Below are 24,240 nucleotides of genomic sequence, written 5' to 3' on the forward strand. Positions count from 1 at the left end.
TAGATGTCCTTGCCACCAGCGCTGAAGTTCTCCCAGAAGTCGAACGTGTTCACGTGGTAGCTGATCAGCAACTCGCCGGGGGCCGAAAGGTGCGGATGCGCCTTGGCGCCGTACACGAAGGTGTCGGGCGTCAGGTTGTCCTCCGGGCACAGCCAGATCGGGATCGGCTTGCCGAACGGGCCGACCGGCGAGCTGCCGTAGCGCACGACGACCGTGCCGCTCAAAGTGTCCAACTGGTGCACGATCAGGAAGCGGCCGTCGGCCAGCGGCGTCACGCTGATCTCGGCGCCCATGCGGTTGGCCACCGGCGCGCTGGCGTTGATGTCGGTCACCCACGCGCTGCCGTTCCAGAAGCGGTAGCTGCCCGGCATGGTGATCTGATCGGGCTTGACGCGCGCGACCAGCAGCTTCTTGTTGTAGTCGTCCGAGCGCACGCCGTAGACGTAGATGAAGCCATCCGGATTCGGCGTGCCGGCCTGCACGGTCATCGGCATCGTCGCGATGCCGAACGCGATCTCGCCCAGGTTGCCATTGCGCGGCGCGAACAGTGGCAGGTTCTTGCGGCTGTACAAGCCGAGGAACGGCGCGTCTTCGCTGGCCGAAGCCGTCAGCAGGTCGACGCCGACCTGCTTGAAGTTGAACGCGCCGCCGTCGCCCAGCGCCATGCGCGAGGCGTACATCCGCACCTTGCCCTTCCACACCAGCGCGTCGCCGGGCCAGTACCACTGGTCCTTTTGAGTCGGCACGACCATCGAGATGGCCTTGCCCGCGCCGTCGCGCCGTACGTTGAACTGCAGCGCCGAGGCCACCGGTGTCATGCCGGTCAACATCGCACTGGTGTTGTTGACCATCACCGTGCCGCCGATGCGGCTGCCGTCGGGGCGGGTGCCGCCGACGAAGCTGTCCGAGAACAGGATCAGCGTCTTCGTCGCACCGCCGCTGCCGAAGCGCTCGTCGCCGTTCATCGGGATCGTGTAGACACCGTCGGCACCGCTCCAACCGTCGTCGACGCCGTAGGGTGCGTCGAACAACGCGGTCCACTCCGGCGCGGCCACCGCGCTGTAGGGCGGCACGTCGGCCGCCCACCCGAGGCTCGTGGCGCTGACCAGCGCCAGGGTCGATAAAAACGTTTTCATCCAGTCATCTTAGAACCGAGGACCGCCGAATCATGTCCATGCTCACCCTGACCCCCGGCCAGCTGACGCTGGAGCAGCTGCAAGCCATCCACACCGGCGGCGTGACCATCGCGCTGGCCGAATCGTCAAAGGCCGACATCGCCGCCAGCGCTGCGATCGTGCAGGCCGCGGCCGCCGGCGATGCACCGGTCTACGGCGTCAACACCGGCTTCGGCAAGCTGGCGAACCAGCGCATCAGCGCGTCCGACCTGGCGCTGTTGCAGCTGAACCTGATCCGCTCGCATTCGGTAGGCGTCGGCGAGCCGCTGTCGCCGGCCGTGCTGCGCCTGATGCTGGCGCTGAAGGCCGCCAGCCTGGCGCGTGGTGCCTCGGGCGTGCGCCAGGTGGTGGTCGACACCTTGATCGCCGTCTACAACGCTGGCCTCACGCCGTATGTGCCGAGCCAGGGCTCCGTGGGCGCGTCGGGCGACCTGGCCCCGCTGTCGCACATGACGCTGGCGCTGCTGGGTGAGGGCGAGATGCTGGTCGGCGGCAAGCGCGTGCCGGCGGGCCCGGTGCTGGCCGAAGCCGGCATCAAGCCGCTGACGCTCGAAGCCAAGGAGGGCCTGGCGCTGATCAACGGCACGCAGACCAGCGCGTCGCTCGCGCTGCATGCGTTCCTCAGCTTCGAGCCGGTGCTCGAATCGGCGCTGGTCGTCGGCGCATTGACCGTCGATGCGGCCCGAGGCAGCGACGGCCCGTTCGACCCGCGCATCCACGCGCTGCGTGGCCAGCCCGGCCAGATCGACGTGGCGCAGTACTACCGTGCATTGCTCAAGGGCAGCGCGATCCGCGCGTCGCACGAAGAAGGCGACGATCGTGTGCAAGACCCGTATTGCCTGCGCTGCCAGCCGCAGGTCGTCGGGGCCTGCCTCGACCAGTTGCGCCACTCGTCGCTCGTCCTGGTTCGCGAAGCCAATGCGGTCACGGACAACCCGCTGGTCTTCGCCGACGACGGCATGATGATCAGCGGCGGCAACTTCCACGCCGAGCCGGTCGCGCTGGCCGCTGATGCGATGGCGGTCGCGATCGCCGAAGTCGGAGCGATCGCCGAGCGCCGCATCGCGATGCTGATCGACACCGGCGTCTCGCGCCTGCCGCCGTTCCTGACCAGCAATGCCGGCCTGAACAGCGGCTTCATGATCGCCCACGTGACGGCGGCCGCGCTGGCCAGCGAGAACAAGAGCCTCGCCCACCCCGCCAGCGTCGACAGCCTGCCGACCTCGGCCAACCAGGAAGACCATGTCTCGATGGCGACCTTCGCCGCGCGCCGACTGCAGCCGATGATCCAGAACGTCGCGCACATCATCGGCATCGAGTTGCTCGCGGCCGCGCAGGGCGTCGAGTTCCTGCGGCCGCTGAAGAGCTCGGCGGCGCTTGAGCATGCGCATGCGCTGCTACGCGCGAAGTGCCCGTCGATCGATGTCGACCGCTACCTGGCGCCGGACATCGAAGCGGCGACCGCGCTGGTCACCGGCGGCGCGCTGTCGGCGGTGTTCCGGGCGTTGCCGGGGAACCTGCCGAAGCTCTGGGTGCCGGTGTGATCGTGGAATAGACCCGCTCGACCGGGCTTCGGGTTTCCCCGCTCGGTCGGCGGAATGCGAAGGCTGAAACTCGCGGCCGCAACGGGCCTGCCACGTCAAGTGGTCGGCCCGTTGTTTCGTTTTGACGCATCAACAGGAGACCACGTCATGCAACTGACCCAGCATCTTCGTTTGTGTTCCTCCTTCCGTTTCCTCTTCGGAGTGGCCGCCACGTTCGCGGCAGCTGCCGGACCGGCCGCGCCGGCGTACGCCGCAGCACCCGTCGCGTCCAGTGGAAAGATCGTCCAAGCATCGATCACGTTGTCGGGCCGCAGCTATCAGTCCTACTGGTATTTGCCGACGGCCGAGCCGATCGGTTTCATCGTCGTCCAGCACGGCTTCAGCCGCCAATGCGCCAACTTGCGCACCACCACCACCCGCTTCATGGACCAGGGCTTCATGGCCTTGTGCATCAACGCGGACATGAGTGGCGGCAATCCCGCGCTGGCAGAGGCGCTTGGCAACGCCATCGTCGCGGGCTTGGTGGCCCCGGATGGCCGACCTGTTCCTCAGCCGATCGTCGTGTCGGGTCACTCCGCAGGCGGACATTTCGCCTCGCGTCTGGGCTGGACGCTCGCCCAGTCCGCACCGAGCCGGTTGAAAGGCAGCGTGATGTTCGATCCGGTGGCGGCGGATGGCTCCTTCACCACGAATCTGCAGGCCATCTCCTCGGCGGGAAAGCGCTCCGTGCTGGCGGTCACTGCCAATTCCGGGCCCTGCAACTCGTCCAACAACGCGTATCCGGCACTGCGCCAAGTTCAAGCCGATGCGCGGGCAAATGGGAGAGACGATTTCGTCGGCGTTCAACTGACCAGCGGATCGACACACGTCGATTCGGAAGGCAAGAACACCAATCTCCTGGGCTGGATCGCCTGTCTTCAGGGGCAGCCCCAGGTGGCCAACAGCACGCGGCTGAGGGACCTGACCAGCAACTGGGCCACCGACTTGGTCACGGGAAAGCACACGGCCACCTACTACCCCGGGGGTAGCTACCTGAATGGCCTCGTCAGCACGTCGGTCGCCAAAGTGATCGACTAGGCGAACCCCTGAGATGCCGTCCGGGCCCCAACGGGCCCGGGCTGCTCGGGATCTCGGCCAACCAGGAAGACCACGTCTCGATGGCCACCTTCGCGGCCCACCGACTGCAGCCGACGATCCAGAACGGAGGGGCAGCGGCTCCTGCGGAGCGCTGCAATCGGCCTCCTCGCATCAAGTCGATGCCGCGGAGCGCGGCGGCGAACCCAACGGCCCGGGCTCGCCGGGTTCCCGAGCCGCTTAAGGTTCAACGATCGGGTCGTTCTTGATGATGGGGTCGATCGACACCGGCTGACCCCCTCTTTGGACGTGCAGGCTGTAGCTGATCTTTTGCTTGATGCCGCACTTGTTCGTCAATTCCACCGTCGAGTCATCGATCCGTACGAACTTGGTCAACTGATCGGTGGGCTCTTTCGTGGTGAAGAATCCCGTGTCGTCGAACTTGACCTGAACGCCGGGGGCGGGCTTGAGTGTCCAGCGCATCTTGGACTTGTGATGGACGACAACGGGGTCCTGGTCCACCTTGTCACCGGATTCGGTGGCTTCAACGGTCACTTCGATCAGCGGTAGATCTTCGTTCACAAGGGTCTCCTGAAGTAGTCAAAGAGCGCCGCCCACGGCCCCCCGGTCGTGCTCGAGCGCTCGGATCAGTTCGGTGAATTCGGGGGGCCTGAATTCCGTCAGTTGAAGGCGGCGCGCCATCGTTCGCGCAGCCTCGCGGTGGCCCATCTGCCATTCGGCCACCGCCATGCCCAGTCGCAGGGGTGGCGGTGCTTGTTCGGTGCCCGGCCGAAGCCAGTCCGCGAGCGCCGTCCAGGTGCGTCGTGCCTCATCGGTGCGCTGGCTGCGCGCCTGCAAATTGGCCAGCGCCAGCATCAGCATCGCGCGCATTTCCGCTTGTTCGCCGGTGGTTTCGCGACTGCCTGCGGTCGCGCGCTCCGCCTCGTCGAGCCATGCCCGAGCCTGCGCTGAGATTCGCGGCTCGTCGCCAACTTTGCCCAGCCGAGCCTGGAGGGTGAGGGCAGAGCCCTTCAACCGCCAGTGGGCCGTGGACTTGGTCTCGGTGGGTCCGGCCGAAGGACCGCCCAGGCCCACCAACGCTTGGTCGAGCAAGGCCTGCGCGCGTCCGTTTTCCCCTTCATCGAGCATGGACTCGGCCAGCGCCAGTTGTGCCGTGCTGACCAGATCACGCCATTGCATGTTGTCCGGATCGAGCACAACCAACGCCTGGGCGTCCTGCAAGGCAACCGTCCGCGCCTGAGTTGCGTGCGCCAGATCGCCCCGCAGGCGGTGCAGGTGCCCGACCCAGGTGTTGGCCGCGGCACGCTGCTCTTGAACGGATCGATCGCGCGCCGCGTCGGGCACGCGCGCCAGCACCGCCAGCTTGTCCTGCTGGGCTTGCAGCGCTGCGGAGTAGTGGCCGAGCCGGTGATGGGCCACCGCCTGCCAGCCGATGGTTTGCGCCATCTCCAGGCGCAAATCCGGGTGCGTCGCGTCCAGCGCTTCGAAGGCCGTGCGGGCGGTGCCCAGCTCGCGCAGGGCGTCGTCGATGCGCCCCGCCTCCAGGCTCATCACGCCCACCGATTCGCTCGCGAAGGCCAGCTCGGCGCGCCACTCTGGCTTCTGCGGGTCGAGCGCGACGAGGCGGTGGGCGAGGGCCAGGTACTCACCCATCCAGCGCTCGGCTTCGGCGCCGTGCCCGAGCTGGCGTTCGATGTTGCCGACCCAGAACACGCTTTGCGAATGGTCGAACACACGCTGCGCATCGTTCGGCGTTTGCTCCAGCAATTGCGCGGTCGTGCGCGCCGCTTCCTCGAACGCGGTGCGCGCGTCTTCGGGGTGGCCGCGCATGTCGCGCACCTCGCCGATCAGGTGCAGCGCACGGGCTCGGCGGCCCAGGCTGTCGGCGTCCTGCAGCGCGGCCTGCTCCGGCGTGTCGTAGTAGGCCAGCACCTCGTTGCCGACACCATCGAGCGCGTCCAGCCGGCCCACCGGCTGCAGCCGTTTGCGCAGGTCGCCCAGCATGAACTCGACCAGGCTTTCGGCGCGCAGGCGCTGCTGCTGGATCTTGCGGGCTTGCCAGGTGGCCGACACTGCGGCGAAGGCCAGCGCCGCTGCCACCAGCCCTGTCGCCAGCACGCCCCAGCGGTGGCGAAGGGTGAACTTCCACGCGACGTAGGGCCAGGTCTCGGGCCGTGCCTTCACCGGCTCGTCGTTGAGCCAGCGTTGCAGGTCGGCGGCGAATTCGGCCGCGTTCGCGTAGCGCTCGGCCGGGTTCTTGCGCAGCGCCTTGGCGACGATGGTGTCGAGGTCGCCACGCAGTTCGCGCGCGCGGCGGCGGCCTTGGGCGCGCGAGGCGCCGGTGGCCCGCGCGCGCACGGCGTCGGACAAGCGACGCGGCACGGCTTCCGCCACGGCGCGCATGGCCTCCAGCGGCGACGAGGTCGCGGTGCCGGCGACGGTGGGATGGCCGCCCCCCAGCAAGCCGTACAGCAGAACGCCCAGGGCGTAGACGTCGGTCGCCGTGCTCACGCCATGGCCCAGCACCTGTTCGGGCGCGGCATACGCCGGCGTGAAGATCTGGGTGGCGGCCTGCGTCTGATCGGAAAGGGCGATGCCGCCGCCGAGGTCGTCCGGGCCCAGCAGCTTGGCGATGCCGAAGTCGAGCAGTTTGACCTCGCCCGCTTGGGTAACGAGGATGTTGCCGGGCTTGATGTCGCGGTGCAGGATCAGCCGCGTGTGCGCGTGAGCCACCGCGGCCAGCACGTCGGCGAACAGCTTCAGGCGGTCGCGCAGGCCCAGACCGTGTGCGTCGCACCAGCGGTCGATCGGTTCGCCATCGACGTATTCCAGCAGCAGATAGGGTTGGTGCCGGTCGTCGACGCCAGCGTCGATCAGGCGCGCGATGTTCGGGTGCGACAGGCGCGCCAGGATCCGCCCTTCGCGCGCGAAGCGGTCGATGCCCACCGGTGTCATCAGCGCCAGGTTGACGAACTTGATCGCGACCTGCGCGTCGAAGCGGCCGTCGGCACGGCAGGCCAGCCACACCGCCCCCATCCCGCCCTGGCCCAGCAGGCGTTCGAGCCGCCAGGCGCCGATCGTCTGGCCTTCGAAGCCGGCCGTGCGCAACGGCGCGACCGGGCGTTCCATGAACCCCGCGTCGACCTCGTCCAGCCCTTCGAGCAGCTTCGCCATGCCGGCGACGACGGTGGGTTGGTCGTCGCGCAGTTGCGCCAGCCGCTCTGCACGCGCGCGTGTCGAGAGGTCGAGCAACTCGTCCAGCAATGGGCTCATCTGGAGCCAGTCGGGCTGTTCCATGCCACCGGCTTCAGCTTTTCAACGAGGCCAGCAGGATCAGCCGGGCCTTGCGCCAGTCGCGCTGCACGGTGCGTTCGGTCACATCCAACGCCTCGGCGATCTCGGTTTCGGTCAGGCCGCCGAAATAGCGCATCTCGACGACACTGACCAGCCGCTCGTCGACCTGCGCCAGCTCCTGGAGCGCCTCGTGGATGCGCAGCACCTCGTCGGCGTCGCAGGCGATGTCATGGCCGGCCTCGGTGGACAGCGTGAGGCGCAATTGCCCGGCGCCACGTTTTTGGGCCATGCGACCGCGGGCGACGTCGATGGCCGTGGCGCGCATCACGCGCGACGCGAAACCGAGGAAGTACTTGCGATCCGGAAAGTCCAGCCCGTCGCGCGACTGCAGCTTGAGCCACGCCTCGTGCACCAGGCCATTGGTGTCCAGCAGCGTCAGGTTGCCCAGGCGGCGAAGATGGCTGCGCGCGAGCCGCCGCAGGTCCCCGTAGACCAACGGTGCCAGGCGCTCGAACGCTTGATCTTCGCCGCCGGCGGCGGCACGCAGCAGTGACGTGATTTCCGTCAACCGGTGCCTCCCATTTGTTGAGCTCACTGTAGCAGCGGGATATCGCCGCTGCGCCCTAAATGTCGGGTTAGAGAGGGACTTTGCGATCTGTTCAGGGCCCGAGCTCGCAATCGGCGCGCTCCCCCAACCGGAATCGTGAGATGACCATCCTTGAATGCTGCGAAGCGCCGGCCACCGACATGGCCGTGGCACGTCTGTGCCTTGACGCCACGACTTTCCTGCCCAATGTCGAGGCCCCCGAACTGCTGATCTGCCAGACGCCGGATCGACGTTGGCTGGTGTCCGACCGCCAAGGCATCCGCCGCCTCGAAGAAGGGCACGAGGTGTTGCTCCAGGGGCGCCGGTGGCGACTGTGCCATGCCATGGCGCCGGCGCTGACGCTGCGCTTCGGCGTCAGCCAGGACGAAGAGCATGTGCGGTTGGAGATTCTGGACGGCGAGCGTCGCCTCATGCTCGGCGAGCGCGCCCATCACGGGAGCTTGCTGCTGCTGGCGCGTCAACGGCGCGCCGACATGGAGGCGGGCCATTCGCCGGCCGAGTGCGGCTGGCTCGATGTCACCAGCCTCGAGCGGATGTTGGGCCTCGACGCCCTGTCGCTGAACATCCATTGGTTCCGTGCTCGTCGCCAGATCGCCGCGGCGTTGGCCACCTGGGGCGTTTCACTCGACCCCGTCGAGCGCCGGCGCGGACAAGTGCGCTTTGGTGATGTGCCGGTCGAAATCGTGCGCGCAGGCTCGACATGATGGCATCCAGGCATTCCGCGGGATTCGAGCCTCTCGGCCTTGGAGGCTACGCCGAGCTCTGAAACGGATCGATGGACGAAAGTCATGACCGTGCGCCGCAATCACAAGGAGTTGGCGTGCGAGATCTGTGGACAACAGGCATCCGGTTCAGGGCGGGGTTATGGGGCCGTCGCGGCGCCTGGGCCGAACACGCCGCCCAGCAGCGCCCGACCGACCGGGTGGGTGGGCAGCCAGCCCGCATGCGCCGGATCGCGCAGCACCATCGCCAGCATGCCGCAGCGTTCATCGTAGGCGCGCTGCAGCAGGGCGGCAGCGCGGTCGACCTCGCCGATCGCGGCCAGCGGCGCGGCGTAGAGCGTGGCCTCACCGGTGGTCGTGCGAGAGCAGATCAGCGTCGCGTCGATGATGTCCAGCGCCGCGTCGCGCCGGCCCAGCTGCGCCAGCACGAACGACAGCACGGTCCAGACAAAGGGCGGTGTGTCCGGCCCTTCGGACAGGCGCCAGGCGGGCGCCTCGATGTCGGGTGTCGGAGCCACCATCGCACGCATCGCCAACGCGAATGCCACCAGCAACAGCTGGCCGGGGTTCTCGGCCGATGCGGCGTCGGCTTCAGCCAGGCCTTCGGCACCGCGGCCGGCCTGCACCAGCGCGCGCGACAGCGTCATGCGCAACAGCGGCGTGTGGGGTGACAGGCGCAATGCGGCGCGCAGTTGCTCCGCCGCCTGTGCGGCCTGGCCGGTGAACAGCAGGTGGCGCGCGTGCACCAGCAGCGAGTCCGGGTCCTGCGCGCCGTGGTGCAAGGCCTCGGCATGGGCCTGCGCCGCCTCGTCGAAGCGCCAGGCCATGTCCAGCAGCGTGCCGCGCGCGCCGGCCAGGCCGGGGGTGGCGGGGTCCAGGCGCTTGGCTTCGTCGAGCACATGCAGGCCTTCTTCGACCGACGGCTCGGTCGGCAGCTGCCCCCAGCCGATGGCCGCGGCCAGCGATTCGGCCAGCGCCACGCGAGCGGGGGTGTAGCCCGGCTCACGGGCGATCAGCGTGCGCAGCAGCTCGATCGCACGGCCGACCGCGGCGGGCGTGCGCTGGGCGGCGAGCTGGCGCGCATGCAGGTAGGCGTCGACGGTGGCCGGCTGCGCGTGCGCCGCGCCGGCCAGGCGCGACGGGGCAGGTGCGGGCGCCTCGCCGTCCAGCCGGTAGCCGGTGCCGTAGACCGATTCGATCGTCAGTCCGAAGCCGGCCAGCGTGCGGCGCAACCGGCTGATGCTGCGCGCCAGGCTCTCGTCCGACATGGCCTGGCCAGCCCAGGCGGCGCTGGCGAACTCTTCCTTGCTGACCACCGCGGGGCGGCGCTGCATCAGCAGCGCCAGCACGGCGCGTTCTTTCGGGGCCAGGTCGAGCGGGCGGCCGTCGGCAATCGGGAAGCCGGTGTCGTCCAGCGTCAGCATGGCGGGGGGCATGGGGGGCGGGCAGCGGGTTGGTCAGGATTCGGTCAAGCTTGCCACAGCTGCCGGTCCTAGCATGTGGGTCTACCGACAAGGAGCAACGCATGAACCTTCGCACCCGCCTACTGGCCACCGTACTGATCAGCGCCGGCTGGCTGGCCGCCGGCACCGCCGCGGCCGCCGACGCCAGCGACTGGACCAAGACCGTGCCGATCGTCGATACGCCGGGGCCGGGCGGCATCTTCGGCACCAACGGCTTCGATGTGTTCATCGACCAGGCCGTGGCGGCGCGCTTCACGGTGCCGGCCGATGGCGACATGCGCATGGCCCGCATCGGCCTCTGGCTGATGAACAACAGCGACACGGTGCAGCGCAAGGTGCGCGTGATGCTGCAGACCGACGCGCTGGACGAAGGTGGTGCCGAAAGCCTGCCCAGCGGTGTGACGCTGGAGAGCTGGACGGCGCCGGTACAGGCCTTGGGCTGGAACCCGGTCGAGCAGTTCTTCGTGACCGAGAAGGGCCCCCACTTGATGGCCGGCCGTTCGTATTGGGTGGTGGCCGCGTCGCGGTCGCCGATGTTCATCGACCCGGTCTGGACCTTTGCCAAGACCGGCACCATGGTCACGACGACCAGCCGCGATGGTGCCTGGCAGACGGCCGGCAGCGGCGCCGCGCTGACGCTGCGGGTCGACGCTCACCCCGTCAAGTCCGCCCCGTGATGTTTTGACGAAGTGGCGCGCGGCGATACCTTTCGCCGCGTGACACGCTACCCGGCCCGCCGATCGGCGACGCCGCGTTCGGTGTGGCTCGCATAATCGCCGCCACCTCCGGCCCAACGGGGGAGCAGAGGGTGGCGAGATGAAATGGTTCCTTGGCCTGATCGGCGCCGTGCTCGGCATGGTGATGGGCGGCTTCGAGGCCGCGCTGGTCGGTGCATTGCTGGGTGTGGGGGGCGCGGTGCTGGTTCAGAGGAACCCGCGCCGCCAGCAAGAAGAGCCCGGCGAGACCGGGGCCCCGGTGCCGCTGGACGTGCGCGTCGCGGCGCTGGAGCAGAAGGTCAGCGCCTTGCAGGCCGAGGTGGCGCGGTTGAAGTCCGCGGGGCCGGATGTCCAGGTGGCGGCGGCCGAGCAAGCGATGGCGCCGGCCACCGAACCGGCAGCGCCGAATCCGACCCCCACGCCGGTCCTGGTCGTCCGACCTTCGGTACCGGCACCCGCTGCGCTGGCCCGCAACGTCGAGCCGACCGCCCGCGTCCCGCTGACGCCGCCGCCGCCGCTGGCACCGGTGCCCCACATGGCGGTGCCCGTCACCGCCCCCTCGATGCCGGATGGCGCGGCGAAGGCAGGCCCCGCACCCGTGACCCCGCCGCCTGGACCTGCGCCGGTGGTGCCGGTGCTCCCTGCCGTCCCCCTCAAGGATCGCCTGCCGCCGTTCCTGCGCGACTGGATCTTCGGCGGCAACACGATCGTCAAGGTCGGCGTGCTGGTGCTGTTCCTCGGCCTGGCCTTCCTGCTGCGCTATGCGGCCGAGCGGGTGACCGTGCCGCCCGAGCTGCGCTACGCCGGCGTGGCCTTGCTGGGCATCGGCCTGCTGGCGCTGGGCTGGCGCCTGCGCGAGCGGCGCGATGCCGCGGGGGGCACCGGCTACGGGCTGATCCTGCAAGGCGCCGGCATCGGCGTGCTGTACCTCACCACGCTGGCCTCGCTGAAGCTCAATGCGTTGATCGCGCCCGAGCCGGCGTTTGTCTTCCTGTTCGCCGTGACGGTGCTGAGCGCCGTGCTGGCGGTGGTGCAGAACGCGCCGTGGCTGGCCTACGTGGCGGTGGCGGAAGGGTTCGCCGCGCCGGTGCTGGTGTCCAGCGGCGGCGGCCATCACCATGTGCTGTTCAGCTACATGGCGCTGCTCGATGTCGGCGTGTTCCTGATCGCCTGGTTCAGGGCCTGGCGGCCGTTGAACCTGGTCGCCTTCGTCGGCACGTTCACCTTGGCCGGAGCGTGGGCCCACGGGCGCTACGAGCCGTCGCTGTACACAGGGGTGCAGGCATACCTGCTGCTGTTCTTCCTGCTGTTCACGCTGATCGGTGTGCTGTTCGCGCGCCGGGCGCTCGCGCTGGGCACGCCGCCGGCCCCGGCCGACCCGCTGGCGCAGCGCGCCGCGCAGACGTTGGCCCAGGTCGGCCGCGTCGACAGTGCGCTGGTCTTCGGCGTGCCGCTGGTGGCCTTCGGCCTGCAGTACCTGCTGGTGCAGGACTGGGAGTTCGGTCCGGCCTGGGCGGCAATGGGCTACGCGATGTTCTACCTGTTGCTCGGCGGCGTGACGATGCGCCGCGGCGGCCCGCGCTATGCGCTGCTCGGCGAGGCCTACGTCATCGTCAGCGTGATCTTCGGCACCCTGGCGATCCCGCTGGCGCTCGAAGGGGCGTGGACCGGCGCCACCTGGGCCATCGAGGCGGCCGGCATGTACTGGCTGGGCACGCGCCAGCACCGGCCTTACGCGCGCGCCTTTGCGCTGCTGGTGCTGGCCGGCGCCGCGGTGCGCACCTTCAGTGCGTTGGGCATCGACGAGTCGGTTGGCACGCCGCTGCTGACGGGCTCCGTCCTGGGCATGGCGCTGCTCGCGGTCGGCGCGCTGGCGATGCACGCCGTCAGCCTTCGCGTGCGTGATGGCGAGAGCACGGTCGCGCCGTGGGAAACCATCGGTCAGGCGGGCCAATTGGCCATCGGCCTGGCCGCGCTGACGGCGATGGCGTGGATGCTGCTGGTGCCCGCCTGGGCCTGTGTCGCCACCTCGGCGCTGGCGCTGGGCGTGGCGCTGTTGCCCATGCGGTGGCGCAGCCCGGCGCTGCCGTGGTCGGTGGCGTGCCTGCAGGCGCTGGCCTTGTCGGGCTTTGTCGCGACGCTGCAGGTGCTGCACGGCCAGGCGATGCTGGGCAGCGGCTGGTCCGGCCTGGTGGCCGCGGTGCTCATCGCCGCCAGCCTGATGGCCAGTGCGGTGCTGGCAATGCCGGCGGGTTTGCGCCAGCGCTTTGCGGCGCCTGACGAGCAGGCCGAGCCGCCGGTCTGGCCGTTGGGTGCGACGCTGGGTCTGCTAGCCGGCGCGGCCGCGCTCGGCGGCAGCCTGCTGTTCGTGTTGCCGGCCGACCAGGCCGCGCGCCTGTGGCCCGCGTTGGGGCTGGCGGCGCTGTGGGCCGGCCTGCGTTTGCGGCATGCCCCGATGGCAGTTGCCGGCTGGGCCTGGCAGGTGGTGGCGGGCGTGGCTTGCGTGGCCTACGGCGTGCCGCTGTGGTCGCCCGAGACGACCGGCCTGACGCTGTGGACACCGCTGGTGCTGACGCTGGCTGCGTTGATCTCCGGCGACATGGTTCGCGATGCCGCGCAGCGCGAAACCACCGCCGCGTGGCTGCGCCTGCCGGCGGTGCAGTGGGGCCTGGTGGTCTGGGCGCTGCTGTGGTGGGCGCAGGTGCTGCCGCCGGAAATCTGGCGTGGCCTGCGTCGCAACGTCAGCGACTGGCCGGGCTGGTGGACCACCGCACTCGGCGCCTGGGTGCTGCTCAGCTCGCTGCTGTTGACGCTGGTGGCGCGCTGGCGCGATTGGCGTGTGCTGGGCCAGAGCACCTGGGCGACGGTGCCTGCATGGGCCTGGCTGGCGTGGATCAGCGTGGCGGTGGTGGGCGATGCGCCCCATGCGCATGGCGGCTGGCTGCTGTGGCCGGTGGCGCTGGTCTGGCATGCGTTGCTGTTGCAGGCCCAGCCGCGCTGGGCGCCGCCCAAGGCGCAGGTGCCGATGCACCTGCTCGGATTCTGGCTCTTCGTGGCGCTGGCTGCGCGTGAGGGCCAGGCGTTGCTGGCGATGGTCGGTGCGCCCGGCTCGGCCTGGTCGGCGCTCGGCTGGGTGCTGGCGCCCGCTTCGGTGTTGGCGCTGATCACGCGCCCGGCGCTGCAGCAGCGCTGGCCGCTGCACCACTTCCGCGAGGTCTACCTGTTGTTCGCCTGCGCGCCGGTCGCAGGCTACCTGCTGCTGTGGGTCTGGCTCAGCAACGGGCTCGCGGGTCAGGCGGCGCCGTTGCCCTATGTGCCGCTGTTGAACCCGCTGGAGCTGGGTCACGGGGTGGTGCTGTTGTCGCTGCTGCTGTGGTTCCGCGCCTTGCCGGACTCGGCGCAGCGCTGGTTGCCGCGACCGCTGCTGTTGGCGGGGCTGGGCGCGACGGCCTTCGTGCTCTACACCGGCATGTTGCTGCGTGCCTGCCACCACCTGGCCGGTGTGCCATGGGACGGCAGTGAGCTGTTCGCCTCGACGTTGACACAGGCCACGCTGTCGGTCGCCTGGGCCATCCTCGGCGTGGGCCTGATGGTGCTGGGCCACAAGAAGGCGCGGCGCGTGGTCTGGGTGGTCGGCGCCGGCCTGTTGGCGCTGGTGGTGGCCAAGCTGTTCTTCATCGAACTGGCCGACCACGGCGGGCTGTACCGCATCGTGTCCTTCATCGTCGTCGGCCTGTTGCTGTTGCTGGTCGGCTACTTCGCGCCGGTGCCGCCACGGCGGGATGGGGCCGCCAACGACGAGGTGGCCGCATGAAGCGCCTGGCGGTCATGTCGATGGCGCTGGCCTCGGCGGCTGGGGCCGGCGAGTTGCCGTTGCAGCTGAAGGGCGAAGGCGCGTACTACGGCCTGCGCATCCCGCTCGATGTGCGGGCCCAGGCCACGGCAGACGACCTGGGCGATCTGCGGGTGTTGAACGCCGCGGGCGAGGCGGTGCCGTACGCCTGGGTCGATGCCGAGCCCGGCGTCGTCGCCACGCCGACGCGGCAGTCGGTGCCCTTGTTCAAGGCGCCACAGCCGCCGGCGAGCGCGGCGTCGACCGCCGAGCCGGCGCAGCAAGGCGGCTGGATCGTCGACCTGCGCGCGGTCAAAGGCCTGCCGCAAGAGCTGCAGCTGGACGTGGCACCCGGCACCAACGGCGTCTTCCCGTTCGTGCTCGAAGCCAGCGCCGATCTGCAGCGGTGGCATACCGTGCTGCCTCAGGCGCAACTGTTCGCCCTGCAACACCAGGGCTTGCGGCTGGAACACAGCCACTTCGAGCTGGCCACCACCGACGGTGGGCCGCGTGGCGGCTACCTGCGCCTGCGGCCACTGCCTGGCAGCCCGCCGGCGCCGCTGACGCGCGCGCGGGTCGCGAGCCTGGCCCATCGCGCCGAGCTGCCGGATTGGCAGTGGAGCGACACGCTCACGCCGTCCGAGTGCAAGGCCGAGCACTGCGACTACGTGTTGCCCCGCCACCTGCCGTTGCAGCGCATCGAGTTCACCTTGGCCGAACCGAACACATTGGCGCGGGTGCAGTTGCTGGCACAACCTGATGACGAGGCTGCGCCGGCGAAATCGCGGGTGCGCCATCACCACCCGGTGCGTGACCACCTGAAGGTGCTGCGGCACAAGAACGCGCCGTCACCGACGCAGAAGGCCGAGGCATTCTGGCCGTTGAGCAGCGGCACCGTGTATGCGCTGAACTTGCAAGGCAGTGCGTTGCGTTCGACCGTGCTGAGCCTGCCCGGCGGTCTGTACCGCAAGCTGCGCGTGCAGCCGACCGGCGGCATGGCGCAGCTGGGTTCGAAGCCGCCCAGCCTCCGCGTCGGCGGTCGTGCGGCGAGCCTGGTATTCCTCGCTCGCGGTGCGGGCCCGTACCGTCTGGCATGGGACCAGACCTCGCCGTCGGTCGCGATGCCGCTCGCCCAGCTGATGCCGGGACGCCGTCCCGGTGATCCGTTGCCCGAGGCGACAGCCGTCGTCGCACCGCGGGTCGCGCCTGCTGCCTTGCCGGTAGCCCCGAGCACGCCGGCCAGTGTCGCGGCACCGGGTGACTCCAGCCACAAGGCGTGGCTTTGGACGGCGCTGATCGGCGCCCTGGCCTTGATGGGCTTCATGGCCTGGTCGCTGCTGCGGCCGGCCGCCAAACAAGAGGGTTAGCCTGTCGGTCGCCTCAAACCAGCGCCTTCAGCCCCTCGGCCGGCACGATGCGGCCGACCTCGATGCCGTTCCAGTTCCTCAGTGGCACCCGCACCAGGTCGCGCAGCAATGCCGCATCGGCATCGTCGCGCTGGGCCAGCGCTTCGATCACGCTGGCCATCACCACTTCGGCCGCGCGGGCGGTGTTGCCGTCGTCGACCTTGATCGCCACGCCCAGCCCACGGGTCGGCAACGCGGCGCAGTAGACACCTTCGGCGCCGACCTTGCAGAACACGCGCTCGCCGAAGTGCTGCATCACCTTGGTGTCGAAACGGCCGCTGCCGGCGACCATGAACGGCGCGCGGGCGACCGCCTGGCGCAGTCGCTTGGCGGCGGCCGCATGGCCGGGTGACAGGCCCTGGCCGCTGGCCAGGCGGGCGAAGCCCTGCGCGAGCTGGCGCAGCGGAACGCCGAAGGTCGGGATCGAGCAGCCGTCGGTGCCCACTGGCGCCTGGGCCAGGTCGCAGCCCGTGGCCGATTGCAACGCTGCGCTGATCTCACGCATCACGGGGTGTTCGGGCCTCACGTAGCCGCGCACGAACTCGGCCGGATCGCGGCCCATGTCCTGCGCCATCAGGCAGCCGACACAGACGAAGCCGGCGTGTTTGCCCGAGCAGTTGTTGTGCAACGGCCCCGGGCCGCGACGTGAGCGCGCGAGCGCGCGGCTGCTGGCTTCGTTGTAAGGCCAGTGGGTGCCGCATTCGAGTGCGCTCTCGTCCAGTCCGGTCTTGGCGAGCACGGCCGCCGCGGTGGCCGTGTGGGCGCGCTCGCCGCTGTGCGAGGCGCAGGCCAGCGCCAGGCCCTCGTCGTCAAGGCCGAAGCGATCGGCGGCGCCACTGGCCACCAGCGGCAGCGCCTGCAAGGCCTTGACGGCCGAGCGCGGAAAGATCGGCCGGTCGATGTCGCCCAGCGCGGTATGCACGGCGCCATCGGCGTCGACGATCGCCAGCGCGCCGCGGTGGAACGACTCGACCGTGCTGCCGCGCAGCACCTGTACCAGCACCGGGTTCACCGCGCGTCCCCGGTGGGGCGCTGGCGCGGGCTCAAACGCCGTGGCGCGCCTTGGGTGCGCGCTTGACGGCCTTGTGGGCCTTGCGGTGTTCGGCTTTGGCCTTCTGGATGCGCTTGGCGGCCTTCTGGTCGGCCTTGGCCGCCTGGGCGTCGGTCCGGGCAGGTGCGCTCGCGGGTGTGGGCTCGGTGGGTGCCGCGGTGGCATTGAACGACAGCCCGAGCAGCGCTGCGGTGAGCAGGGTGGTCAATCGAAGGCGGGGGGCGCCGGCGAACGTCAGCATGCGCAGGTCTCCATGGTCGAGCGGGGCATTGTGCGCCTGCCGGGCACAATCGCCGCACATGTCATGGTTTGCTCTGGCCTTGGTGCTGGTGGCCGCGTTGTTGCACGCGGCATGGAACGTGGCCGCCAAGAAGGCCGGCGGCAATCATCACTTCGTCCTGATGGGTGCGCTGCTCATCGTGGTGCTGTGGGCGCCCGTGGGCCTGTGGGCGGCCTGGGACGTGGTGCCTCGCTGGGGGCCGCTCGAATGGGCGCTGATCGTCGCCAGCGGCATCACCCACCTGGTCTATTTCAACGTGCTGTTGAAGGGCTACCGCGAGTCGGACCTGACGGTGGTCTACCCGGTTGCGCGTGGCACCGGCCCGCTGCTCAGCTCGGTCGGCGCGATGCTGCTGTTGTCCGAATGGCCCAGTATCGTGGGTGTGGTCGGCCTGGCTGGCATCGTCACTGGCATCTGGCTGATCGCCGGTGGACCGGCCTTGTGGCACAAGGCCCACGAGGTGCACGACCCCGTGCAGCGGGCGCGCGTGCGCGCCGGCCTGGGCTGGGGTGCGCTGACCGGCGTGCTGATCGCCAGCTACACGCTGATCGACGGTTATGCGGTGAAGGTGGTGCTGATCTCGCCCATCCTGGTCGACTACTTCGGCAACCTGGCGCGCATCCCCTTCATGCTGCCGTCGATGCTGAAGGACAAGGCCGGCTTTCGTGCCGCCTGGCGTTCGCAATGGCAGTACGCGCTGGTGATGGCGACGATCAGCCCGTTGGCCTACGTGCTGGTGCTGTACGCAGCCCAGCAGGCGCCGCTGTCGCATGTGGCGCCGGCGCGCGAGGTGTCGATGCTGTTTGCCGCGCTGATCGGCGGCCGCCTGCTCGGCGAGGCCGATCGCGGTTGGCGGCTGGCCGGTGCCGCGCTGATGGCCGCTGGTGTCATCGCCCTCGCGATGGGTTGACAGCCGGCGTCACCATCCGAAAGGGTGCGCGGCCGCTTCGTAGCGACCGAGCGCGGGCCGCGCGGCGGTCGACGCCTCAGACGCCCAGGTAGATCGCCCCGAGCGCCAGCAACGCCGGCACGGCCTGGATGAAGAAGATCTTGCGTGACACGCTGGCGGCGCCATAGACGCCGGCAACGACCACGCAGGCCAGGAAGAAGATCTGCACCTGGGGACCGCCGCCGACCAGGCCCCAGATCAGGCCGGCCGACAGAAAGCCGTTGTACAGGCCCTGGTTGGCGGCCAGCACCTTGCTGGCGGTGGCGAACTCCTGGGTGTTCTGGAAGGTCTTCAACCCGAACGGCTTGTCCCAGAGGAACATCTCCAGCACCAGGAAGTAGGCGTGGAGCAGGGCGACCAGCGCCACGAGCACGGTAGCGAACATTTCAGGGTTCTCCTCTATCCAGGCAAGCCAGAACGGCGGCCTGCATGATGCCGCACAAGCCTGCGGCCGGGTGTCCCGCCTGGGACGTGCATTCCTGAGATGGCTGTCTCGCATGCACAATCACCCGCAACCGGTTGAAGGAGGCAGCGCATGTCGGACAGCAGCAAGGTTCTCGTCGCCCAAGGTGGCGGCCCCACCGCCGTGATCAACCAATCGCTCGTTGGCGTGGTGCTCGAAGCCCGGCGGTTTGCCGGCATATCGCGGGTCTACGGTGCCCGCCACGGCGTGCGGGGCATCATCAACGAAGACCTCGACGACCTGACCCAGGAAACAGTCGCCAACCTCGAGCTGGTGGCGGCCACGCCGGCTGCGGCGCTGGGCTCGACGCGCGACAAGCCGGACCTGAAGTACTGCCAGGAGATCTTCAAGGTTTTGAAGGCGCACGAGATCGGCCACTTCTTCTACATCGGCGGCAACGATTCGTCGGACACCGTGCGCATCGTCAGCGAGCAGGCGCAGGCCGCGGGCTACCCGTTGCGTTGCATGCACATCCCGAAGACGATCGACAACGACCTGGTCGGCAACGACCACACGCCGGGCTACCCGTCGGCCGCGCGTTTCGTCGCGCAGGCCTTTGCCGGTGCCAACCTCGACAACGCGGCGCTGCCGGGCGTCTACGTCGGCGTCGTGATGGGCCGCCATGCCGGCTTCCTGACGGCCGCTGCGGCGATGGCCAAGAAGTTCCCGGACGACGGGCCGCACCTGGTCTACCTGCCGGAGCGGGTGTTCGAGCTGCCGAAGTTCCTGGCCGACGTGAAGGCGGTGCACGATCGCTACGGCCGCTGCGTGATCGCGGTGTCCGAAGGCATCCATGACGCGAGCGGCAAGTCGATCGCCGAGCAGCTGGTGAAGAACGTCGAGCGAGATGCGCACGGCAACGTGCAACTGTCCGGCACCGGCGCCTTGGCCGACTTGCTCTGCGACGAGATCAAGAACCAGCTGAAGATCAAGCGCGTGCGTGGCGACACCTTCGGCTACCTGCAGCGCTCGTTCCTCGGCTGCGTGTCCGATGTCGACCAGCGCGAGGCGCGCGAGGTTGGCGAGAAGGCCGTGCAGTACGCGATGTGGGGCGACCGCGATGGCTCGGTGGCGATCAGGCGCAGCGGCCAGTACGCGGTGTCGTACGAGCTGATGGCCCTGTCCGACGTGGCCGGCAAGACGCGCACGATGGAAGACGTTTTCATCAGCGACAGCGGCACCGACGTGACCGACGCTTTCCGCTTGTACCTGCGCCCGCTGCTGGGCGGCGGGCTGCCGGACGCGCACCGCCTGCGCCGCCACCCGGTGGCCAAGCGGCTGGGGGGCTGACAGCGCATCGTCGGCATCGAGGACGAGGACGTCGCGGTGCAGCCGCTCTGGCCCGCATGGTAGAAGCCCACGGGGAGGCCTATGCCAACCTGACGATTTCCAAGGCGCAAGCCGAGGCGCTTCGGGTGCAGAACGCCCCGCTGGCGCACAACAAGGACGTGCTGGAGCTGCGGCGCATCGAGGTCGAGGAGGGCAAGACCGACAATTCGAGTGGCCAGCTGCCGACCGCCAATTACGCCGGTGCGCCGATACCGTTCCTCAACGTGTCCAAATAGTGCGTGGTCGTCGGTTCACGCGGCGATGACAGTCGACATGCGTGAGACGTCGCGCTCGAACGCGGCCACCGTGAAGTCTGAGATGGGGGTGTGCAGCAGCACGGTGCGGGCCACTTCGGCATGCACTGAGTACGCCCGCATCAGCTCGTCTCGCGACTGGGCAGGCAACTGGCGCACCAGCGCGGTGAACAACGCGTCGATGGCCACCAGGCTGCCCTTCAGGTCGCAGATCATCTCGGTGGCTTCCTGCAGGTTCTTCATGTCGTGCTCCAATGAAAAAACCGCGGACGGGGCCGCGGTTTTGCTGGCTGGCTCGCTTGCGAGCCAGGCGTGTCAATCAGCCGACTGCACGAATGTTCGAAGCCTGCAGGCCTTTTTGGCCCTGGGTCACTTCAAACTCGACGCGCTGGCTTTCGGCCAGGGTCTTGAACCCGCTGCCCTTGATTTCGCTGAAGTGGGCAAACAGGTCCTTGCCGCCGCTGTCGGGCGCGATGAACCCAAAACCCTTGCCTTCGTTGAACCACTTCACGGTGCCAGTTTCCATTGTCATATCGATTCCTTTCAAGTGATGCGCAGCACATGCCAACGCATGCAGAGACGCCAAGAGATTCACCTGATGGATTTCGACAGACCGGCCAGAACGACCGACGAGAAGAAGAGACCTACGAGAGACGGTCCTGAGCATGCCTACAGGCCGAATGTACTTGGTTACGGGCCAGCGTGCCGGAAATCTCGAAAACAAACTTCGCTTTGCCAAACTGCGTCCGGCGCTTGCTGGTTCGTCGCGGATTCAGGCCTGACGAGGCCCAGAAGGCGAATGACCTCGCCGGCGCCCGTCAAATCCACGCCCGCCTCAAGGGCCCGGGCGAGGCGCGCAGCTGCCCTTCACCGGCCGCCGAGGCACGTCGAGCCGCCCGCCTGAGCAACCGCGCAGTGGGGCCGATCAGGCTTTCTGCTTGAACCCGGGCAGCACCTGGCCGAGCCGCGCGCCCATCGCGGCGCCAAGCGCTTGCAGTGCGTTCAGCGGGCGGATCATCACCTCGAACTCGACGATGCGGCCTTGCTCGTCGAAGCGGATCATGTCGATGCCCTTGAGTTGCTTGCCGTCGACCACGGCGCTGAACTCCAGCACCACGTTCAACCCGTCTTCGCTGCCGAACTGACGGTGGTAGGTGAAATCCTCGAAGATCGTGATCACCGTGCGCAGCGCCAGCAGCAGCGCCGGTGCCGGGCCGTAGGGGTTGAAGGCCATCGGCGAGCGGAACACCGCCTCGGGGTGGACGATGGCTTCGAGCGCGTCGAGGTCCTGGCGGGCGACCAGCGTGTGCCACTTGTCGAGCGACTGGGCGACGGCGGGGTGGAGGTGCTTCGGAGCTTGCATCATCGAGGTCTCCTGGATGCTCAAAGAACGGCGGCAAGGGTGGTGCCTTGCGCGATCGCGCGCTTGGCATCGAGCTCGGCCGCTTCGTGGGCACCGCCGATCAGGTGCACCCTGTGGCCGGCCGCCTGTAGTTGGTCGTGCAACTCGCGCAGCGGCTCCTGGCCCGCGCAGATCACCACGTGGTCGACCGGCAGCGTCTGCTCGACGCCGTCGACTGCGACATGCAGGCCGGCGTCGTCGATGCGCTGGTAGTTGACCGACGAGGTCATGCCGACACCACGCGCCTTCAGCGCCGTGCGGTGGATCCAGCCGGTGGTCTTGCCGAGCTGGTCGCCGACCTTGGACTTCTTGCGCTGCAGCAGGTGCACCTTGCGCGGCGGTTGTTCGAGGTGCGGCTTGCGTAAGCCGCCAGCGGTGGCGTAGCTGGTGTCGACGCCCCATTCGGCGAAGAACTTCACCGGGTTCTGGCTCGCGCTGGCGCCGCTGTGCGTCAGGTACTCGGCCACGTCGAAACCGATGCCGCCGGCGCCGACGATCGCGACGGTCTTGCCCACGGCCTTGCCGTCTCGCAGCACATCGAGATAGCTGAGCGACTTGGAGTGGTCGACGCCGTCGATCGCCGGCTTGCGCGGGACGATGCCGGTGGCGATCACGATGTCGTCGAAGCCTTCCTTCGCGAGCGACTCGGCCGTGGCGCGGGTGTTCAGCCGCAGCTCGACGCCGTGCAGCTCGATCTGGCGCTGGAAGTAGCGCAGCGTCTCGTGGAACTCTTCCTTGCCCGGGATGCGCTTGGCGATGTTGAACTGGCCGCCGATCTCCGAACCGGCCTCGATCAGCGTGACCGCGTGGCCGCGCTCGGCGGCGGTCACAGCACAGCTCAGGCCCGCCGGCCCGGCGCCGACGACGGCGACGCGCTTGCGCGCTTCAGCGGGCTTGATGACCAGCTCGGTCTCGTGGCAGGCGCGCGGGTTCACCAGGCACGAGGTGATCTTGCCGGCGAAGGTGTGGTCGAGGCAGGCCTGGTTGCAGCCGATGCAGGTGTTGATCTCGTCGGCGCGGCCTTCGCGGGCCTTGCGGACGAACTGCGAATCGGCCAGGAACGGGCGCGCCATCGAGACCATGTCGCACGCGCCGTCGGCCAGCAGTTGCTCGGCGATCTCCGGCGTGTTGATGCGGTTGGTCGCGACCAGCGGAATGCCGACGCGGCCCATGAGCCGCTGCGTGACCCAGCCGAACGCGCCGCGCGGCACCTTGGTGGCGATGGTCGGGATGCGCGCTTCGTGCCAGCCGATACCGGTGTTGATGATCGTCGCACCGGCGCGTTCGATGGCCTGCGCGAGCTGGATCACCTCTTCGAGCGTCGAGCCGCCTTCGACCAGGTCGAGCATCGACAGGCGGTAGATCAGGATGAAGTTCGGGCCGACACGCTCGCGCACGCGGCGCACGATCTCGACCGGGAAGCGGATGCGGTTCTCGTAAGCGCCGCCCCACTCGTCGTCACGATGGTTCGTGCGCGCGGCGATGAACTCGTTGATCAGGTAACCCTCGGAGCCCATGATCTCGACGCCGTCGTAGCCGGCGTGCTGGGCCAGCGCGGCGCAGTTGACGAAGTCCTCGATCGTCTCTTCGACCTCGTCGCTGCTCAGCGCGTGCGGCACGAAGGGGTTGATCGGCGCTTGCAGCGCACTCGGCGCCACCAGCTTGGGATCGTAGGAGTAGCGGCCGAAATGCAGGATCTGCATCGCGATCTTGCCGCCTTCGGCGTGCACCGCCTGCGTGATCGGGAGATGACGATTCGCTTCGTCTTCGTTGGTCAGCTTCGCGCCACCGTGCATCGGCCGGCCGCGCTCGTTCGGCGCTATGCCGCCGGTGACGATCAGGCCGACCTCGCCGCGTGCGCGCTCAGCGTAGAACGCCGCCATGCGCTGGAAGCCGTTCGGTGCCTCTTCGAGCCCGACGTGCATCGAGCCCATCAGGACGCGGTTCTTCAGCGTGGTGAATCCGAGATCGAGGGGCTTCAGGAGGTGCGGATAGTGGGTCATGACTCTCTCAATGCAACTGGTTGCATAAACGTTGTCCTGACTATGCAACCAGTTGCATAAACGGCAGACTGGGGTAAACCCTTGAATCAACGGACGGTAACCTCGCCCTATGTCACTTCCGCACGCTCTGCTCACCGCATTGGCTGAACGCACGAATTCCGGCTCCGAGCTGGCGGCGCGCTTCGACAAGTCGATCGGCTATTTCTGGCAGGCGACCCACCAGCAGATCTACCGTGAGCTGGCGCGGCTCGAAGAAGCGGGCTTCATCGAGTCTCTGCCTGAAGAGTCGACGCGTGGACGCAAGCGCGCCTACCGCCTCCTGCCCAGCGGCCGCAAGGAGCTGAAGCGCTGGATCGTGCAGGCGCACGATCCAGCCGGGATGCGGGACGAACTGATGGTGAGGCTGCGTGCCGAAGCGGCCATCGGTCCGACGGGCCTGGACAAGCAGATTCGCCACCGGCTGGCGATGCACGAGGAAAAGCTCGCGCTCTATCGGAACATCGAAGCGCGTGACTTTCCGGCGGACGTGCCGCAAGGCCGCGAAACAGCGCTGCAGCATCTCGTGCTGAAGGCCGGCATCCGCTTCGAAGCGAACTGGATCGAGTTTCTGAACGAAGCGCTGGCCGTGCTGGCGCGCCCCGCTGCCTGACCAAGG

General features: G+C 68.7%; 22 protein-coding genes. 10 read left to right on the top strand and 12 right to left on the bottom strand.

The genetic code is table 11. The features are described from left to right. A partial coding sequence (locus tag VFY73_RS28420) for a DUF4185 domain-containing protein (RefSeq protein ID WP_329724958.1) occupies nucleotides 1-1,136 on the bottom strand: 1,136 nt, incomplete at its 3' end. Nucleotides 1,137-1,168: 32 nt separating this feature from the next. Between VFY73_RS28420 and hutH the strand changes: the two genes are divergently transcribed. Continuing rightward, complete coding sequence (hutH, locus tag VFY73_RS28425) at nucleotides 1,169-2,719, top strand: histidine ammonia-lyase (RefSeq protein WP_329724959.1); 1,551 nt, start codon at nucleotides 1,169-1,171, stop codon at nucleotides 2,717-2,719. Nucleotides 2,720-2,866: 147 nt separating this feature from the next. Further along, a complete protein-coding gene (locus tag VFY73_RS28430) occupies nucleotides 2,867-3,796 on the top strand; it encodes an alpha/beta hydrolase (protein WP_329724960.1) in 930 nt (309 codons plus the stop codon). 237 nt (nucleotides 3,797-4,033) lie between these two features. Here VFY73_RS28430 and VFY73_RS28435 read toward each other — a convergent pair whose 3' ends face one another. From VFY73_RS28435 to VFY73_RS28445, 3 genes are read right to left on the bottom strand one after another with little or no spacing between them, the layout of a single operon-like run. After that, the gene (locus tag VFY73_RS28435; RefSeq protein WP_329724961.1) at nucleotides 4,034-4,375 is read right to left on the bottom strand and encodes a hypothetical protein; all 342 of its coding nucleotides are present in this window, start codon (nucleotides 4,373-4,375) and stop codon (nucleotides 4,034-4,036) included. Nucleotides 4,376-4,393: 18 nt separating this feature from the next. Then, nucleotides 4,394-7,111 carry a serine/threonine-protein kinase gene (locus tag VFY73_RS28440; RefSeq protein WP_329724962.1) on the bottom strand — a complete coding sequence of 906 codons (2,718 nt, stop codon included), beginning with the start codon at nucleotides 7,109-7,111 and terminating at the stop codon, nucleotides 4,394-4,396. Between the two features lie 10 nt (nucleotides 7,112-7,121). Next, entirely contained in the window at nucleotides 7,122-7,676 is a 555-nt protein-coding gene (locus tag VFY73_RS28445) for an ECF-type sigma factor (protein ID WP_329724963.1), read from the bottom strand. Nucleotides 7,677-7,816: 140 nt separating this feature from the next. Between VFY73_RS28445 and VFY73_RS28450 the strand changes: the two genes are divergently transcribed. Further along, on the top strand, nucleotides 7,817-8,419 hold the full coding sequence (locus VFY73_RS28450; protein ID WP_329724964.1) for a hypothetical protein: 603 nt from the start codon (nucleotides 7,817-7,819) through the stop codon (nucleotides 8,417-8,419). A gap of 158 nt (nucleotides 8,420-8,577) precedes the next feature. Here VFY73_RS28450 and VFY73_RS28455 read toward each other — a convergent pair whose 3' ends face one another. Beyond that, entirely contained in the window at nucleotides 8,578-9,873 is a 1,296-nt protein-coding gene (locus tag VFY73_RS28455; protein WP_329724965.1) for a winged helix-turn-helix domain-containing protein, read from the bottom strand. Nucleotides 9,874-9,962: 89 nt separating this feature from the next. On the opposite strand from VFY73_RS28455, the gene VFY73_RS28460 reads away from it, so the two are divergent. From VFY73_RS28460 to VFY73_RS28470, 3 genes are all read left to right on the top strand, one after another. Then, on the top strand, nucleotides 9,963-10,577 hold the full coding sequence (locus VFY73_RS28460) for a hypothetical protein (RefSeq protein ID WP_329724966.1): 615 nt from the start codon (nucleotides 9,963-9,965) through the stop codon (nucleotides 10,575-10,577). Between the two features lie 139 nt (nucleotides 10,578-10,716). Then, on the top strand, nucleotides 10,717-14,430 hold the full coding sequence (locus tag VFY73_RS28465; protein WP_329724967.1) for a DUF2339 domain-containing protein: 3,714 nt from the start codon (nucleotides 10,717-10,719) through the stop codon (nucleotides 14,428-14,430). Then, nucleotides 14,427-15,815 carry a DUF3999 domain-containing protein gene (locus VFY73_RS28470; RefSeq protein ID WP_329724968.1) on the top strand — a complete coding sequence of 463 codons (1,389 nt, stop codon included), beginning with the start codon at nucleotides 14,427-14,429 and terminating at the stop codon, nucleotides 15,813-15,815. Before VFY73_RS28465 ends, VFY73_RS28470 begins: the two co-directional genes overlap by 4 nt. Before the next feature lie 13 nt (nucleotides 15,816-15,828). Here VFY73_RS28470 and VFY73_RS28475 read toward each other — a convergent pair whose 3' ends face one another. After that, nucleotides 15,829-16,866: an asparaginase gene (locus VFY73_RS28475; RefSeq protein WP_329724969.1), complete on the bottom strand. Its 1,038-nt coding sequence runs from the start codon at nucleotides 16,864-16,866 to the stop codon at nucleotides 15,829-15,831. Between the two features lie 31 nt (nucleotides 16,867-16,897). After that, entirely contained in the window at nucleotides 16,898-17,146 is a 249-nt protein-coding gene (locus VFY73_RS28480) for a hypothetical protein (protein ID WP_329724970.1), read from the bottom strand. Between the two features lie 58 nt (nucleotides 17,147-17,204). Between VFY73_RS28480 and VFY73_RS28485 the strand changes: the two genes are divergently transcribed. Then, nucleotides 17,205-18,095, top strand: coding sequence for an EamA family transporter (locus VFY73_RS28485; RefSeq protein WP_329724971.1), 891 nt, complete (start codon nucleotides 17,205-17,207; stop codon nucleotides 18,093-18,095). Between the two features lie 76 nt (nucleotides 18,096-18,171). Here VFY73_RS28485 and VFY73_RS28490 read toward each other — a convergent pair whose 3' ends face one another. Next, nucleotides 18,172-18,519 carry a DUF1304 domain-containing protein gene (locus tag VFY73_RS28490; RefSeq protein WP_329724972.1) on the bottom strand — a complete coding sequence of 116 codons (348 nt, stop codon included), beginning with the start codon at nucleotides 18,517-18,519 and terminating at the stop codon, nucleotides 18,172-18,174. Between the two features lie 150 nt (nucleotides 18,520-18,669). On the opposite strand from VFY73_RS28490, the gene VFY73_RS28495 reads away from it, so the two are divergent. Continuing rightward, on the top strand, nucleotides 18,670-19,887 hold the full coding sequence (locus tag VFY73_RS28495; RefSeq protein WP_329724973.1) for a 6-phosphofructokinase: 1,218 nt from the start codon (nucleotides 18,670-18,672) through the stop codon (nucleotides 19,885-19,887). A gap of 56 nt (nucleotides 19,888-19,943) precedes the next feature. Further along, on the top strand, nucleotides 19,944-20,162 hold the full coding sequence (locus tag VFY73_RS28500; protein WP_329724974.1) for a hypothetical protein: 219 nt from the start codon (nucleotides 19,944-19,946) through the stop codon (nucleotides 20,160-20,162). Between the two features lie 15 nt (nucleotides 20,163-20,177). Here VFY73_RS28500 and VFY73_RS28505 read toward each other — a convergent pair whose 3' ends face one another. The 4 genes from VFY73_RS28505 to VFY73_RS28520 form a co-directional block, all read right to left on the bottom strand. Beyond that, nucleotides 20,178-20,423, bottom strand: coding sequence for a hypothetical protein (locus tag VFY73_RS28505; RefSeq protein ID WP_329724975.1), 246 nt, complete (start codon nucleotides 20,421-20,423; stop codon nucleotides 20,178-20,180). A 76-nt stretch (nucleotides 20,424-20,499) separates the two neighbouring features. Then, nucleotides 20,500-20,712 carry a transcription antiterminator/RNA stability regulator CspE gene (gene cspE, locus VFY73_RS28510; protein ID WP_329724998.1) on the bottom strand — a complete coding sequence of 71 codons (213 nt, stop codon included), beginning with the start codon at nucleotides 20,710-20,712 and terminating at the stop codon, nucleotides 20,500-20,502. Nucleotides 20,713-21,105: 393 nt separating this feature from the next. Further along, entirely contained in the window at nucleotides 21,106-21,546 is a 441-nt protein-coding gene (locus VFY73_RS28515) for a nuclear transport factor 2 family protein (RefSeq protein ID WP_329724976.1), read from the bottom strand. A gap of 17 nt (nucleotides 21,547-21,563) precedes the next feature. Continuing rightward, nucleotides 21,564-23,585 (bottom strand): NADPH-dependent 2,4-dienoyl-CoA reductase, encoded by a 2,022-nt coding sequence (locus VFY73_RS28520; protein WP_329724977.1) that lies wholly within the window; start codon nucleotides 23,583-23,585, stop codon nucleotides 21,564-21,566. A gap of 109 nt (nucleotides 23,586-23,694) precedes the next feature. Between VFY73_RS28520 and VFY73_RS28525 the strand changes: the two genes are divergently transcribed. Continuing rightward, nucleotides 23,695-24,234 (top strand): PadR family transcriptional regulator, encoded by a 540-nt coding sequence (locus VFY73_RS28525; protein ID WP_329724978.1) that lies wholly within the window; start codon nucleotides 23,695-23,697, stop codon nucleotides 24,232-24,234. The last annotated feature ends 6 nt before the right edge of the window (nucleotides 24,235-24,240 follow it).

Origin of the sequence: Ideonella sp., from assembly GCF_036277275.1 — a bacterium.
Classification (GTDB): domain Bacteria; phylum Pseudomonadota; class Gammaproteobacteria; order Burkholderiales; family Burkholderiaceae_C; genus Ideonella.

Excerpts from the sequence above, each read along its gene's own strand:
- hutH (WP_329724959.1), top strand. The coding sequence starts at position 1,169 with ATGTCCATGCTCACCCTGACCCCCGGCCAGCTGACGCTGGAGCAGCTG.
- VFY73_RS28430 (WP_329724960.1), top strand. The coding sequence starts at position 2,867 with ATGCAACTGACCCAGCATCTTCGTTTGTGTTCCTCCTTCCGTTTCCTC.
- VFY73_RS28440 (WP_329724962.1), bottom strand. The coding sequence starts at position 7,111 with ATGGAACAGCCCGACTGGCTCCAGATGAGCCCATTGCTGGACGAGTTG.
- VFY73_RS28450 (WP_329724964.1), top strand. The coding sequence starts at position 7,817 with ATGACCATCCTTGAATGCTGCGAAGCGCCGGCCACCGACATGGCCGTG.
- VFY73_RS28455 (WP_329724965.1), bottom strand. The coding sequence starts at position 9,873 with ATGCCCCCCGCCATGCTGACGCTGGACGACACCGGCTTCCCGATTGCC.
- VFY73_RS28460 (WP_329724966.1), top strand. The coding sequence starts at position 9,963 with ATGAACCTTCGCACCCGCCTACTGGCCACCGTACTGATCAGCGCCGGC.
- VFY73_RS28465 (WP_329724967.1), top strand. The coding sequence starts at position 10,717 with ATGAAATGGTTCCTTGGCCTGATCGGCGCCGTGCTCGGCATGGTGATG.
- VFY73_RS28470 (WP_329724968.1), top strand. The coding sequence starts at position 14,427 with ATGAAGCGCCTGGCGGTCATGTCGATGGCGCTGGCCTCGGCGGCTGGG.
- VFY73_RS28480 (WP_329724970.1), bottom strand. The coding sequence starts at position 17,146 with ATGCTGACGTTCGCCGGCGCCCCCCGCCTTCGATTGACCACCCTGCTC.
- VFY73_RS28485 (WP_329724971.1), top strand. The coding sequence starts at position 17,205 with ATGTCATGGTTTGCTCTGGCCTTGGTGCTGGTGGCCGCGTTGTTGCAC.
- VFY73_RS28490 (WP_329724972.1), bottom strand. The coding sequence starts at position 18,519 with ATGTTCGCTACCGTGCTCGTGGCGCTGGTCGCCCTGCTCCACGCCTAC.
- VFY73_RS28495 (WP_329724973.1), top strand. The coding sequence starts at position 18,670 with ATGTCGGACAGCAGCAAGGTTCTCGTCGCCCAAGGTGGCGGCCCCACC.
- VFY73_RS28500 (WP_329724974.1), top strand. The coding sequence starts at position 19,944 with ATGGTAGAAGCCCACGGGGAGGCCTATGCCAACCTGACGATTTCCAAG.
- VFY73_RS28505 (WP_329724975.1), bottom strand. The coding sequence starts at position 20,423 with ATGAAGAACCTGCAGGAAGCCACCGAGATGATCTGCGACCTGAAGGGC.
- cspE (WP_329724998.1), bottom strand. The coding sequence starts at position 20,712 with ATGACAATGGAAACTGGCACCGTGAAGTGGTTCAACGAAGGCAAGGGT.
- VFY73_RS28515 (WP_329724976.1), bottom strand. The coding sequence starts at position 21,546 with ATGATGCAAGCTCCGAAGCACCTCCACCCCGCCGTCGCCCAGTCGCTC.
- VFY73_RS28520 (WP_329724977.1), bottom strand. The coding sequence starts at position 23,585 with ATGACCCACTATCCGCACCTCCTGAAGCCCCTCGATCTCGGATTCACC.
- VFY73_RS28525 (WP_329724978.1), top strand. The coding sequence starts at position 23,695 with ATGTCACTTCCGCACGCTCTGCTCACCGCATTGGCTGAACGCACGAAT.